12 protein-coding genes are annotated in these 13,327 nt (G+C 63.9%); 6 read left to right on the top strand and 6 right to left on the bottom strand.

From position 1 onward, the window contains the following. Positions 1-49: 49 nt before the first annotated feature. The 3 genes from EHW12_RS11150 to prfB are packed head-to-tail and all read right to left on the bottom strand — an operon-like array spanning position 50 to position 2,545. A complete protein-coding gene (locus tag EHW12_RS11150) occupies positions 50-535 on the bottom strand; it encodes a hypothetical protein (protein WP_007731286.1) in 486 nt (161 codons plus the stop codon). Beyond that, positions 532-1,416 carry a mechanosensitive ion channel family protein gene (locus EHW12_RS11145; RefSeq protein WP_003942304.1) on the bottom strand — a complete coding sequence of 295 codons (885 nt, stop codon included), beginning with the start codon at positions 1,414-1,416 and terminating at the stop codon, positions 532-534. The genes EHW12_RS11150 and EHW12_RS11145 overlap by 4 nt, the downstream gene beginning before the upstream one ends. A gap of 22 nt (positions 1,417-1,438) precedes the next feature. Then, positions 1,439-2,545, bottom strand: a complete 1,107-nt coding sequence (gene prfB / locus EHW12_RS11140) for a peptide chain release factor 2 (protein ID WP_003942364.1) — start codon at positions 2,543-2,545, stop codon at positions 1,439-1,441. 109 nt (positions 2,546-2,654) lie between these two features. On the opposite strand from prfB, the gene EHW12_RS11135 reads away from it, so the two are divergent. From EHW12_RS11135 to EHW12_RS11125, 3 genes are all read left to right on the top strand, one after another. Then, positions 2,655-3,149 carry a carbonic anhydrase gene (locus EHW12_RS11135; RefSeq protein WP_007731285.1) on the top strand — a complete coding sequence of 165 codons (495 nt, stop codon included), beginning with the start codon at positions 2,655-2,657 and terminating at the stop codon, positions 3,147-3,149. Between the two features lie 19 nt (positions 3,150-3,168). Further along, on the top strand, positions 3,169-3,951 hold the full coding sequence (hisN, locus tag EHW12_RS11130; protein ID WP_007731284.1) for a histidinol-phosphatase: 783 nt from the start codon (positions 3,169-3,171) through the stop codon (positions 3,949-3,951). Positions 3,952-4,087: 136 nt separating this feature from the next. Next, the gene (locus tag EHW12_RS11125) at positions 4,088-5,608 is read left to right on the top strand and encodes a multicopper oxidase domain-containing protein (RefSeq protein ID WP_125050622.1); all 1,521 of its coding nucleotides are present in this window, start codon (positions 4,088-4,090) and stop codon (positions 5,606-5,608) included. Here the strand turns inward: EHW12_RS11125 and EHW12_RS11120 are convergent. Beyond that, positions 5,602-6,240, bottom strand: a complete 639-nt coding sequence (locus tag EHW12_RS11120; RefSeq protein WP_047271656.1) for a response regulator transcription factor — start codon at positions 6,238-6,240, stop codon at positions 5,602-5,604. The genes EHW12_RS11125 and EHW12_RS11120 overlap by 7 nt on opposite strands. Next, the gene (locus EHW12_RS11115) at positions 6,237-7,382 is read right to left on the bottom strand and encodes a histidine kinase (RefSeq protein WP_047271658.1); all 1,146 of its coding nucleotides are present in this window, start codon (positions 7,380-7,382) and stop codon (positions 6,237-6,239) included. Before EHW12_RS11115 ends, EHW12_RS11120 begins: the two co-directional genes overlap by 4 nt. Positions 7,383-7,485: 103 nt before the next feature. Here EHW12_RS11115 and EHW12_RS11110 point away from each other — a divergent pair, with 103 nt between their 5' ends. The 3 genes from EHW12_RS11110 to EHW12_RS11100 all read left to right on the top strand — a co-directional run bounded on the left by EHW12_RS11110 (position 7,486) and on the right by EHW12_RS11100 (position 11,958). After that, positions 7,486-8,934, top strand: a complete 1,449-nt coding sequence (locus EHW12_RS11110) for an acyl-CoA dehydrogenase family protein (protein WP_125052574.1) — start codon at positions 7,486-7,488, stop codon at positions 8,932-8,934. Positions 8,935-8,961: 27 nt separating this feature from the next. Further along, positions 8,962-10,167 carry an acyl-CoA dehydrogenase family protein gene (locus EHW12_RS11105; protein ID WP_003942363.1) on the top strand — a complete coding sequence of 402 codons (1,206 nt, stop codon included), beginning with the start codon at positions 8,962-8,964 and terminating at the stop codon, positions 10,165-10,167. 156 nt (positions 10,168-10,323) lie between these two features. After that, complete coding sequence (locus EHW12_RS11100; RefSeq protein WP_003942348.1) at positions 10,324-11,958, top strand: acyl-CoA synthetase; 1,635 nt, start codon at positions 10,324-10,326, stop codon at positions 11,956-11,958. A gap of 6 nt (positions 11,959-11,964) precedes the next feature. Here EHW12_RS11100 and EHW12_RS11095 read toward each other — a convergent pair whose 3' ends face one another. Further along, positions 11,965-13,293 carry an amidohydrolase family protein gene (locus EHW12_RS11095; RefSeq protein WP_125050620.1) on the bottom strand — a complete coding sequence of 443 codons (1,329 nt, stop codon included), beginning with the start codon at positions 13,291-13,293 and terminating at the stop codon, positions 11,965-11,967. Positions 13,294-13,327: the final 34 nt, after the last annotated feature.

The following is a 13,327-nucleotide window of genomic DNA, read 5'->3' as shown; positions in this document are numbered from 1 at the left end:
AGCCGTTATCTAACGGTGACCTTGGCGCCACGCGCGAGCACCCTCGTCCTTATCCGGTACCGGTGGTCGCGGGTGACTGCGGCACAGACGTCGGTGCCTGCATCGCCGCGCCAGGTTGGGGAACGGTCGTCGTCGCCGGAGTGGTCGGCACCGTGGTCGCGGACTGTTCGGCGTTGCCCGGCGCAGGCGCGGGACCCGAAGTCGGAGTCGGAGAACCTGAGCTGCCCGTGCTCGATTCCGGAGACTGGGTCTCGGACGTAGTCGTCGGCTCGGTCGAGGACGGCACGGGGGTCGTCGTCGACGGTTTGACCGAGGGCGCGACGTAAGGCTCGGTCTGCGACGTGTCCACGCTGGGCGGTGGTGTCACTGCGGTCGGGTCCTCAGGATTGAGATACGTATGCAACAGATACGTCAATATCCACGCCACGATGAGAATGAAGGTAGAGGTTCGCATCCGGCCGCCGAAAATCCGGGACGGGAGCCAGTCCAGGTGAAACAGTCGGTCGAGTCCGCGGCGCGGTTCCTGATCGGTCATTCGCTCGCCTCCTCGGTCCGTACGGTGTGCAGATCCGGTGACACCGTGATCCCCTGACGTCGCAGTGCTGCGGCGACGCGGACGCGAAGAGCGCGTCCGACCTGGAACTGTTTGCCAGGGAGTGTGCGCGCGACCATCCGCACGTTGACCTGATCGACCTCCAGGCTTTCGACGCCCATGACCGTGGGCTCGTCGAGCAGCAGTTTCTTGAGTCCGCGGTCGGCCATCGCGTCGACTCCGACCTGGCGAAGCACCTCGTTGACCCGGGTGAGATCGGCGGTCGCCGGAACCGGAACGTCGATGACGGCGCGTGCCCAATCCTTGGACAGGTTGGTCGCTTTCACGATCTGCCCGTTGGGAACGGTGATGACCTCGCCGTCGGAGTTCCGCATTCGCGTCACGCGCAGGGTCACGTCCTCGATGACACCCTCGGCGTCGTCGGAGGAGCCGGTGATCGCAAGTCGCACGGTGTCACCGAAGCCGTACTGACGTTCGGTGATGATGAAGAAACCGGCAAGAATGTCCTGCACGACGCGCTGTGCACCGAAACCGAGCGCCGCACCGAGAACGGTCGCCGGCGCGACGAGACTTCCGATCGGCAGGTTCAGTTGGTCGAGAACCTTCAGCGTCGCGATCACGTAGATGAACGTGATGACCACCCAGGTGATGACCTGCGCGACCGAGTGACGATGCTTGGTCGCCTCGGAACGAACCAGCGCATCGCCCAACTGATAGTTGGAGTCGATCTGGTCGGTGACCTTGTTGCCTCCCCAACTGACCAACCGGGCGAGAATCATCGCCCCGAGCACGGTCATGAGGACGGACAAACCGGTGGTTTGAAGCCAATCGAGCAGGTTCTGCCCAGGTCGAAGTAAAGTCATCGTGCCTTTCGGTATCCGAACGCTATGCGGACTGGTTCTCGCTCATGCGCCAGCGGATGCCGGCCTCGAGGAACCCGTCGATGTCGCCGTCGAGCACTGCCGACGGGTTGTTGACCTCGTACTCGGTACGCAGGTCCTTGACCATCTGGTACGGATGCAGAACATAGGAGCGCATCTGGTTGCCCCACGAGCTGCCGCTGTCGCCCTTGAGCGCATCCATCTCGGCGCGCTCTTCCTGACGCTTGACCGCGAGCAGTTTTGCCTGCAGGACGCGCATCGCCGACACCTTGTTCTGGAGCTGCGACTTCTCGTTCTGACAGGTGACGACGATTCCCGTCGGGATGTGCGTGAGTCGAACGGCGGAGTCCGTCGTGTTGACCGACTGGCCGCCGGGACCGGACGAGCGGTAGACGTCGACGCGGATGTCGTTCTCGTTGATCTCGATGTGGTCGGTCGTCTCGACGACCGGCAGTACCTCGACCTCGGCGAACGACGTCTGACGGCGCCCCTGGTTGTCGAAGGGGCTGATGCGAACGAGCCGGTGGGTGCCCATCTCGACGGACAACGTGCCGTACGTGTACGGGCCTTTGATCGCGAACGTCGCGCTCTTGAGTCCGGCTTCTTCGGCGTACGACGTGTCGTAGACCTCGACGCCGTAGTCGTGCTTCTCCGCCCAGCGGATGTACATACGCATGAGCATCTCGGCCCAGTCTGCAGCGTCGATACCGCCGGCACCGGAGCGGATGTTGATGAGCGCGTCGCGCTCGTCGTACTCGCCCGAGAGCATGGTCTTGACTTCCATCGCCGCGATGTCGTCTCGCAGGCTCGCGCGCTCGGCGTCGGCGTCGGCCACCGCGTCGGGGCCTTCGTCTTCTGCCAGTTCGTAGAGGATCGGCATCTCGTCGAGTCGCTCGCGTAGTGCCACGATCCGGCGCAGCTCGGCCTGCGCGTGGGAGAGCTGGCTCGTGACCTGCTGGGCGTGTTCCTGGTCGTTCCACAGACCCGGGTCGGCTGCCTGGTGCTCGAGCTCGTCGATGCGTCGGCGCAGCTCCTCGACGTCCACAACCGATTCGCAGGTGCGAAGGGTGGTGTCGAGGGCGTTCAGGTCTGCAATTACGTCGGGATGCACGGTTCTCAAGGCTACCGGGTGCCGACCTCGGCCCTGCCGCCCGTCACGTATTGGGATCACCGGGACTGGAAGCCTTGCCAACGTCGCTCCGAGGGAACCTACTGGAACGATGACTGTCACCGACGAATACCTGCAGAACAACGCCGCCTACGCCGAGCAGTTCACCGGACCGCTCCCCCTCCCACCCAGCAAACACGTCGCCGTACTCGCCTGCATGGACGCCCGCATCGACGTCTATCGGGTGCTGGGAATCAAGGAAGGCGAATCGCACGTCATCCGCAATGCGGGTGGAGTCGTCACCGACGACGAGATCCGATCCCTGGCCATCAGCCAGCGTCTGCTGGGAACTACCGAGATCATCCTCATCCACCACACCGACTGCGGAATGCTGACGTTCACCGACGACGACTTCAAGCGATCCATCCAGGACGAGATCGGCATCAAACCAAATTGGGCTGCCGAATCGTTTCCCGACATCGACGAGGACGTCCGTCAGTCGTTGAAGCGCATCGAGAACAGTCCGTTCGTCACCGCGACGACCTCCCTACGCGGATTCGTCTTCGACGTCGCAACCGGAAAGCTGAACGAGGTCCTCCCCGATTGAGCCGGTAGGTTGTGTACCCGTGACCGATCGCGCATCCGACCTCGCACTCGCCCTCCGTATCGCCGACGAGGCTGACGCGATCACTCGCGCCCGCTTCGGCGCCCTCGACCTTCGAGTGGACGACAAGCCGGACCTCACCCCCGTCTCCGACGCCGATCTGGCTGTCGAGCGAGCAGTGCGCGCGACGCTCGGTGAGCATCGTCCTGCGGATTCCGTACTCGGCGAGGAATTCGGCGGCGACGCAGTCTTCGAGGGCAGACAGTGGGTGGTCGACCCCATCGACGGGACCAAGAACTTCGTCCGCAACGTACCGGTGTGGGCCACGCTGATCAGCTTGCTCGAGGACGGCGTCCCGGTCATCGGCGTCGTGAGCGCACCTGCACTGAATCGGCGATGGTGGGCTGCAACAGGTTTGGGTGCACATACTTCCTTCGGGGACAGTGATGCGCGGGCGATCCAGGTATCCGCCGTCGATCGCAGCGAGTCAGCGAGCCTGAGCTTCTCGAGCCTCTCGGGGTGGAAGGACCGCGGAATTCGCGATCAGTTCGTCGAACTCACCGACCACGTCTGGCGCGTGCGCGGTTACGGGGACTTCTTCTCCTACTGCCTCGTGGCCGAAGGCGCCGTCGACATTGCTGCCGAACCCGAGGTTTCCCTGTGGGATCTGGCAGCGCTCGACGTATTGGTCCGTGAGGCCGGCGGCGCGTTCACCGATCTGGACGGCGGCGCAGGTCCGCACGGCGGCAGCGCGGTCGCCACCAACGGACTGCTGCACGAAGACGTTCTGGCCCGCCTGCGGTAACACCCGAGTACCAGAACATCCCACCCGCCGCAAGGGTCCGAGGGAGGAATTCCGACAGGCCCGTCGGCAGGATTCGGCACGACATCTCGGCCCGTTGACTGGAAGTAGTTGATCACGCACTACTTCCAGGAGAACGATGAACCGGATTTCCAGGCGCACGATTCTGTTCGGTCTGGCCGCAGCGCCCCTCGGGCTCGCGGTGGGCTGCGGCGCCGACCCGGCAGCGAAGAGCGCCACGTTGGCGGTGGCCGGAACTTCGCGTCCGCTACCGATTCCGCCGCTTGCCGAATCCACCGTCGACGACGCCGGTGTTCGCCACTTCACACTTCGTGCCGGTGCCGGGACCACCGAGATCGTCGCGGGAAAACTCACCGACACTTGGGGTTTCAACGGATCCATTCTGGGGCCGACCGTCCGCGCCGAACGCGGAGAATCTGTCGCATTCACGATCGACAACACACTGGCAGAGCCCACGACCGTCCATTGGCACGGCATGCATCTGCCCGCCCGATACGACGGCGGCCCGCACCAGACCATCGAAGCCGGCGGACGCTGGGAACCGGCGTGGACGATCGGCCAGTCGGCGTCGACGCTCTGGTATCACCCACACCCGCACGGATCCACCGAACGGCACGTGCAGCGCGGTCTCGCCGGACTGTTCCTGATCGACGACGCCGACACGCGGGCGTTGGACATCCCCAAAACCTATGGTGTCGACGATGTTCCGCTGATCATCCAGGATCGTCGATTCCTCGCCGACGGCAGCTTCGACGAATCGGATCCGACCGACATAGGCCTGCTCGGCGACACGATCGTCACCAACGGCATCTCCGACGCCTACCTCGACGTCACCACCGGGGTCGTCCGGTTACGCATTCTGAACGGCTCTTCCGGCCGTCTCTACAACCTGGGGTTCCCCGACGACCGCACGTTCGATCTGATTGCCACCGACGGCGGACTGCTCGAATCACCTATTGCGATCAAGCGGATTCAGCTCAGCCCCGGCGAACGAGCCGAGATCGTGGTTCGCGTCGACCCCGGTGCGACGACCACACTGGTGTCGTTCCCGATCGAGGACGGCGGTGGCGTGAGTTCCTCCGACGCCGAGAACTTCGGCATGAACGACCGCTTCGACATCCTCGAACTGCGGGGCGTTGCCAGCCGCGCGTCACGGTCGACTCTCCCGGCGCAGTTGGCCGTACTGCCGCGTCTGGATCCGTCGAAGGCAAGCGTTTCCCGAACCTTCGATCTGCAGTGGTACATGATCAACGGGCAACGAATGGACATGAACCGCATCGACTTCGAGGCCGAGGTCGGCGCGACCGAGGTGTGGACGATCACCAACAAGGACAACTGGCCACACAATTTCCATGTCCACGACGTCCAGTTCCAGATCCTCGACGTCGACGGTCGCACTCCCCCGCCGCACTTGCGCGGACTCAAGGACACCGTCTACACACCGCCGGGCAGCAGGGTTCGCGTCGCACTGCAGTGGTCCGAGTACACCGATCCCACCTTCCCATACATGTTCCACTGCCACCTGCTGATGCACGAGGACCAAGGGATGATGGGCCAATTCCTCGTCCTCGAACCGGGACAGAAGGCGGCTCCGATGCAGATGGACATGCCGATGCCTGGTTCGCACTCCGGTCACTGAAAGTTCTGCAAGTGGTACACGGCGAGGCGAACCCGATTGTCGCAACCGGTCTTCGACATCAGGTTCGCCACGTGCGTCTTCACCGTGGTCACACCGAGATGCAGCGTGTCCGCGATCTCCTGATTGCTCTTCCCTTCTGCCACCAGCGCGAGGACCTGCGATTCGCGATCGGTCAACGGAACCTTCTCCGTCGCAGCAGTGTCTGCGATACCACCGATCACCGCTCGATCCACAACGCGGCGGAGAAGTTCCGGAGTGAACACCATCTCGCCCTCGGCGATCCGCCGAATGGCACCGAGCAACTCGGCGGGTTCGGTGTCCTTGACGAAGAATCCCGAAGCCCCCGCGGCGAGTGCGGGATACAGATGATCGTCGTCGTCGAAGGTGGTCAGCACGAGGATGCGCGCTCGACGACCGGCCTTGACGATCTGCTGCGTGGCGCCGATCCCGTCCAGCCCGGGCATTCTCAAGTCCATCAGAATCACGTCGGGATCCAATTCTGCAGCGAGCGCTACCGCCTCGACGCCGTTCGACGCCTCACCGGCCACGGTCATGTCCTCGGCTGCCGCGCACAGCATCCGCAAACCGGCGCGCACAAGTCGCTGGTCGTCGACGATCAGCACGCTGATCACGAGACATCGCCCGAGACAACGAGTGGAATACTCACGTGCACTTCCCATTTCCCGTCACTGTTGGTGCCCGCGGTCATCTCGCCGCCGACCAACTCCGCACGCTCCTGCATTCCCACCAGGCCATGACCTGCACTCCGAGGCGATCCCTCGACGTCGTTGACAACCCTGACATGCACCCGGTTGTCTTCGCGACCGACCGAGACCGATACCAGCCCCTTCTTGTCGCCATGCTTCATGACGTTGGTCAGTGATTCCTGAATCACCCGCAACAACGTCAGCCTCCCGATCGCGTCGAGATCGGCTGCGCCTGACTCGACATTCTCCTGGGCATCGAAGACTGCCTGCACCTCGAAACCCGCCGCACGCACACGATCTATCGCCGCCTCGATTTCCGCCTCGACGGCATCCGGCTCGACCAGAGCGACCTCACCGAGCGAAGGATCACGAAGTGCGACCAGGAGGCGACGGATATCGGCCAGCGCATCGGACGCAGTCCCACGCACATCCGCGAGGACCTCACGCACGGCCTCGTCCTGGGGCGCCAAGACATGTTGAGCCACGCCGATTCTCAGGACGATCGATGCCATGTGGTGCGCAACCAGGTCGTGCAGTTCGCGGGCGAGCGCACTGCGCTCCGCAGCGCGGGTCTGCGCAAGATTGTTCGCGGCCAATTCACGCTGCGAGCGTAGATACAGCCCGAGCAGCAGTGGCAACCCCACGTACGCAAGCACTTTCACAGCCGTCGTGACAGACCAGAACGCTTCGTGAGATTCGAACCAGATCCCCGCGAGCACCGAACCGCACCATCCTGCTGCCGATACGGCAACCATTTCTCTACGCTCGGCCCGCATCGTGACGTCGACGACGGCGACCGCCCCGAGATACGGAACAAGCTCGGACAGCCCCCAGGCGTCGGCGACGAACATCGGAACGGCGAGCGCCGAGATGACCAGGGACGCGAAGACCGGCCATCGACGGCCGACAGCGAAGGCGAGCGCCGACAGCATCGACAGAATCCAGTAGGTGAGGGGAACTCGATACTCCCCCGGATACGTGCTGGCGATCAACAGGCACGGGACCACCACCAACGGCGTGTAGCGCACGTACCGCTGTATCCGATCTGGCACCTCTGTCCGGTTCACCCCTCGAGCCTATGACGCGCATCATTTCGCGGTTTCTCGACAACAGACCTTACTGATGAGTAAGATAAGGATCGTCCAACGCCCCAACACCGAGAAACAGCTGGTGATCATGACCAAGCAAGACAGTGTTGCCCCCGACAAGAGCGCTCAGCGCAGCGAATCGGGCGCGCAGCGCGGCGGCGCCAAGGGTGCGCCCCGCGACACGTCCGCCGTCGGCCTGAACCCGATCAAACGCGACGCCATGGGCGCAGCCATGCGTGTGCTTACCAAGATCACCGGTTCGGAACTGGCCGAGAAGTTCAATCTGCGTCACACCATCGATCGCGTGACCTACGAGGGCACCAAGACGGGCTTCAAAACCCTGGGTGCCGCCACTCGAGGATTCCAGAAGGTCTCGGGCAACGGCGCACCCAAGCGCCTGCCCGACAACCCGAGCAAGAACGCCGACTACTTCGATCTGACCCCCGACGACGACCAGAAGATGATCGTCGAGACCGTGCGCGAGTTCGCGGCCGAGATCCTGCGTCCCGCAGCGCACGACGCCGACGGCGCAGCGCAGGCACCCGCCGATCTCTCCAAGCGCGCAGCCGAGCTCGGCATCACGCTGATCAACGTTCCCGAAGAACTCGACGGAGCAGCTGCCGACCGCGGCGCAGTCACCAATTCGCTTGTTGCCGAGGCACTTGCGCACGGAGACATGGGACTTGCACTTCCGATCCTCGCACCCAGCGGCGTTGCAGTCGCACTGACGCAGTGGGGCACCGACGCGCAGCAGAAGACCTACCTTCCGGCCTTCACCGGCGAGCAGGTCCCCGGCGCAGCAGTGGTGGTCAACGAACCACGCGCACTGTTCGATCCGTTCGCCCTGCAGACCAAGGCAGTTCGCTCCCCCAGCGGCTACAAGCTCAACGGCGTCAAGAGCTTGGTGCCCGCCGCGGCTACGTCCGAGCTCTTCGTCATCGCCGCAGAACTCGACGGCAAGCCGTCCTTCTTCATCGTCGAATCCGACACCAAGGGACTCGTCGTCGAAGCAGATCCCAGCATGGGACTGCGCGCCGCCGGCCTGGGTCGCCTGATCCTCACCGATGTCGCTGTGTCGGAGTCCGCACTGCTCGGCGACGGTGACGCCGAGCAGCGCAAGGCCGAATACGCCGACGCGATTCGCCTGGCTCGCCTCGGTTGGGCGTCCATGGCCGTCGGAACCAGCCAGGCAGTTCTCGACTACGTGATTCCGTACGTCAACGAGCGCGAAGCGTTCGGCGAGCCGATCAGCCACCGCCAGGCGGTTGCCTTCATGGTCGCCAACATCGGCATCGAACTCGACGGACTGCGCCTGGTCACGCTTCGGGGCGCTTCACGCGCCGAGCAGGGCTTGTCTTTCGCTCGCGAATCCGCTCTGGCCCGGAAGCTGGCTTCCGAGAAGGGCATGCAGATCGGCCTCGACGGTGTGCAACTCCTCGGTGGACACGGGTTCACCAAGGAACACCCGGTCGAGCGCTGGTACCGCGACCTCCGTGCCATCGGCGTTGCCGAGGGCATCGTCCTCATCTGACGCCGCTGAACTTCCAGGAGAACCACGATGATCAACCTCGAACTTCCCAAGAAGCTCAAAGCATCAGCGAACCAGGCACATCAGGTCGCGGCGCAGATCTTCCGACCCATTTCACGTAAGTACGATCTCGCTGAGCACGAGTATCCCGTCGAGCTCGACACCATGGCCGCCATGGTCGAAGGCCTCTCCGATTCCGGTGGAGACATCGGCGGCGCCAGCGGCGGACGGTCCGACGCGAGCGCCAAGGGCGGCAACGCCAACGGCGGCAACATGTCTGCGCTCCTCAACTCGCTCGAAACGTCTTGGGGCGACGTCGGACTCATGCTCTCGATCCCCTACCAGGGGCTCGGCAACGCCGCGATCGCCGCAGTGTCCACCGACGAACAGCTCGAACGTTTCGGCAAAGTGTGGGCCTCGATGGCCATCACCGAACCGAGCTTCGGTTCCGACTCCGCCGCCGTGACCACCACCGCCGTTCTCGACGGCGACGAGTGGGTTCTCAACGGCGAGAAGATCTTCGTCACCGCCGGTGAGCGTTCGACGCACATCGTCGTGTGGGCGTCGGTCGACAAGTCGAAGGGCCGAGCGGCCATCAAGTCGTTCGTCGTTCCGCGTGACGCACCGGGCCTGAGCGTTGCTCGCCTCGAGCACAAGCTGGGCATCAAGGCCTCCGACACCGCAGTACTCCTGCTCCAGGATTGCCGCATTCCCGCGGACAACATCCTCGGCAGCCCGGAGGTCAACGTGGAGCAGGGCTTTGCCGGCGTCATGCAGACGTTCGACAACACCCGGCCCCTCGTTGCAGCCATGGCCGTCGGCGTCGGACGCGCAGCTCTCGAAGAACTGCGCGGCATCCTGACCGAAGCCGGTGTCGAGATCTCCTACGACACACCGGTCTACAACCAGCATGCAGCTGCAGCCGAGTTCATCCGTTTGGAAGCCGACTGGGAGGCGGCGTACCTGCTGTCTCTGCGCGCGGCGTGGATGGCCGACAACAAGAAGCCGAACTCGCTCGAAGCGTCCATGTCCAAGGCGAAGGCCGGCCGCACCGGCACCGACGTGACGCTCAAGGCAGTCGAGTTGGCCGGCACTTACGGCTACTCGCAGCGCCCGTTGCTCGAGAAGTGGGGCCGCGACTCGAAGATTCTCGACATCTTCGAGGGCACCCAGCAGATCCAGCAGCTGATCGTCGCACGCCGTCTACTCGGAAAGTCGTCCGCCGAACTGAAGTGACGGTCGCACGGACCAGATCCCGAAACACTCCGCCCCGCCACCTTTCGAGGTGGCGGGGCGGAGTGCTCGGTCGCCATCGTGAAACTTCACCACCGAAACCTGATTGCGCATTAGTGTGTAATCAGTCCTACAACGACGCTGGGAAGAGGTTCACGTATGCCCGGATTGGTCACCAAGGTCACTGACACCATCGGCGCGGCGGGGGTTATGTTCCGAGCCGGACTCGTCCCGTTCCCTCGCCTCGATCGCGGACTCAAATCCATTGCAGCCGTGGACAAGTACGGACCCTTTGCCGGGCCGGTCCATGCACACGCCGAGAACGGCTACGATGCGGTGGCGATCATCGACGAGCGCGGACCCATCACCTATGCCGAGCTCGAGCGTCAGAGCAACGCGTTGGTCCGGGCGTGGCAGGCCGACGGCATCACCTCCGACTCCGTCATGGGTGCGATGTGCCGTAACCATCGAGGCTTGGTCCTGACCATGCTGGCGGCAGCAAAGAACGGAACGAAGCTCGTTCTCATGAACACGGGCTTCGCTCGGCCCCAACTCGTGGACGTCGCAGCGCGTGAGAAGGTTGTCGCCTTCGTCTACGACGACGAGTTCGCGGACATCGCCGATGCCTTGCCGGACGACGTCGTCGTCTATCGTTCCTGGCCAGAGGGCACAGCCGCTGACGGTTCCACGGCAGCTACTCTCGACGAGGCCATCGCCGGACGCACCACGTCGTCGGTGCCGGCACCCGAGAAGAACGGTGGCTTCGTCCTCCTCACCAGCGGCACAACGGGAACTCCCAAGGGTGCGCCGCGTGGCCACACCTCCCCTCTCGCGTCGGCACAGTTCCTCGACCGCGTGCCGTTGCGCCGCGGACAGACCATGATGATGGCGGCCCCCGCCTTCCACGGAACCGGTGTCTCGCAGTTCGCTCTCGCGTTGGCGCTCGGCCAGACCGTCGTCATGCATCGAAAGTTCGATCCGGAGAACACGATCAAGCTTGTCGCCCAGTACAAGTGCGACAGTCTGGTCGTGGTCCCGACGATGCTCACTCGCATCATCGACCTCGGTCCCGACGTGCTGTCCAAGTACGACACGTCGAACCTGAAGATCATCTTCTCGGCAGGTTCGTCACTCTCGCCCGACCTGTGCAAGCGAGTCACGGCCTCGTTCGGGTACGTCCTCTACAACCTGTACGGATCCACCGAGGTCGCAGTGGCCACGGTCGCGACTCCCGAGGATCTGACCATTGCGCCGGGAACCGCGGGCCGCGCTCCGGTGACCTGTCACGTCGAACTGTTCGACGAGAACAACAAGAAGATCACCACCCCACACACGATCGGCAGGATCTTCGTCGCCAGCGGGCTGAGCTTCGAGGGATACACCGACGGGCGCGACAAGGAACGTATCGACGGACTTCTCTCGACCGGCGACGTCGGACACTTCGACGCCAACGGCCTCCTCTTCGTCGACGGCCGCGACGACGACATGATCGTCTCCGGTGGCGAGAACGTCTACCCGCTCGAAGTCGAGAACCTGCTCGCCGATCGAGAGGACGTCTTGGAAGCGGCAGTCATCGGAGTCGAGGACGCCGACTTCGGGCACCGCCTGCGAGCTTTTGTCGTCGTCGCCCACGGCGCCGACCAGAACTCCGACGAGCTGAAGGATCACGTCCGGTCGAATCTCGCGCGCTACAAGGTTCCCCGCGAGATCGTCTTCATCGACGAACTTCCCCGCAACGCCACCGGAAAGCTGTTGCGCCGCGTCCTGATCGAGATGGAGATCAGCGAAGACTGAGCACAGTCACCAAGCGCTGAGCGTGCGGATCAATTCCGCCTCGTCGACGCGAGTCGAGTGCCCGTCGCGGAGCACGACCTCGCCCGCAACCAACACCGTGTCCACTATCTGACGACTGCCCGTCGTGAGAATGGACGCACCCGGATCTCGCACCGGGAGGCAACCGAAGTCGCGTTCGAACCGAATCATGGTGAGGTCGGCGGGATCGCCCACGGAGATCCCGCCGGACCTGGCCGGCAGACCGAGTGCTGCGTTTGCACCGCCGGATGCGATGTCGATCATGGCTTCGAAGCCGAGCAGGTCGGCACGGCCGCGCGCGGCTCGCTGCACATAGGCGCCGGTGCGCAGCGTCTCGAGCATGTCCTGAGTATCGTTGCTGGCTGCGCCGTCCACACCCAACCCCACCGCGATCCCCGCGTCGAGGAAACTCGGGACGGGCGCGATTCCGCTACCGAGCCGCATGTTGCTGACGGGGTTGTACGACACTCCGACGCCGCGCTCCGCCAGCACCTTCTGACCACGGTCGTCGAGTTCGACGCAGTGGACCGCCAGCACCCGGTCCCACAAGAACCCATGGGAATCCAGGTAGTCGACCGCGTTCATGCCCGCGTGTTCGGTACACATCGTGTTGTCGGTCTGCGTCTCGAGCAGGTGAATCGAGACCGTCAGGTCGCGAGCCTGCGCGAACTCACGCACGTCCGACATCCCATCCGGGGTCAGCGAACGTGGGTTCGGTACCGCGACTGCCACGTCAATGCGGGAACCGGCGACGTCCCGCATCATCTGATCCGTATGTGCGAGAACGTCTCCGAGTGGTTGCATGAGCCGCGGATCGAAGCCCCACTTCCTCGTCTTGTCCGCCCGGTCTGCGGTTCCGCGTCCCAGCACCGCACGAATCCCGGTGTCGTGCAACGCCCGGATCACGGCATCGTGAACCTCGCTGGACGGATGCGGCCACATGTGTTCGACCAGGGTGGTCGTACCGCTGCGCAATGCCTCCAGCGAGGCTGCGACAGTGGCCGTGTATGCGCGCTCCGGCGTGATCTGAACCGACTCTTCTGCGACCGCGAGTAGCCATTCGAGAAGCGGTGTCCCTTCGGCGATCCCACGCATCAGTGACTGCTGAAGGTGCGTATGGGTGTTGACGAAGCCAGGGATCAGATACGCCCCCGATCCGTCCACACTTCCAGGTGTGGCGGTGCCGGTCGACTTCTCGATCGATTCGACCACCCCATTCGAGACAACGACGTCGTGGCCGGTCAGCCATTGCCCGCCGCTGTACAACGTCACGTCCCGGATGATCGCGTCGGTCATGTTCTTGGGCGCGGTAGTCATCGCCAGTTCTCCTGAAAGTGTGTGACGGAACGGA

Source organism: Rhodococcus sp. NJ-530, from assembly GCF_003860625.1.
Lineage (GTDB): Bacteria > Actinomycetota > Actinomycetes > Mycobacteriales > Mycobacteriaceae > Rhodococcus_F > Rhodococcus_F qingshengii.
Note: the sequence above shows the minus strand (reverse complement) of the source record. Positions and strands in the feature narration are given on the sequence as shown.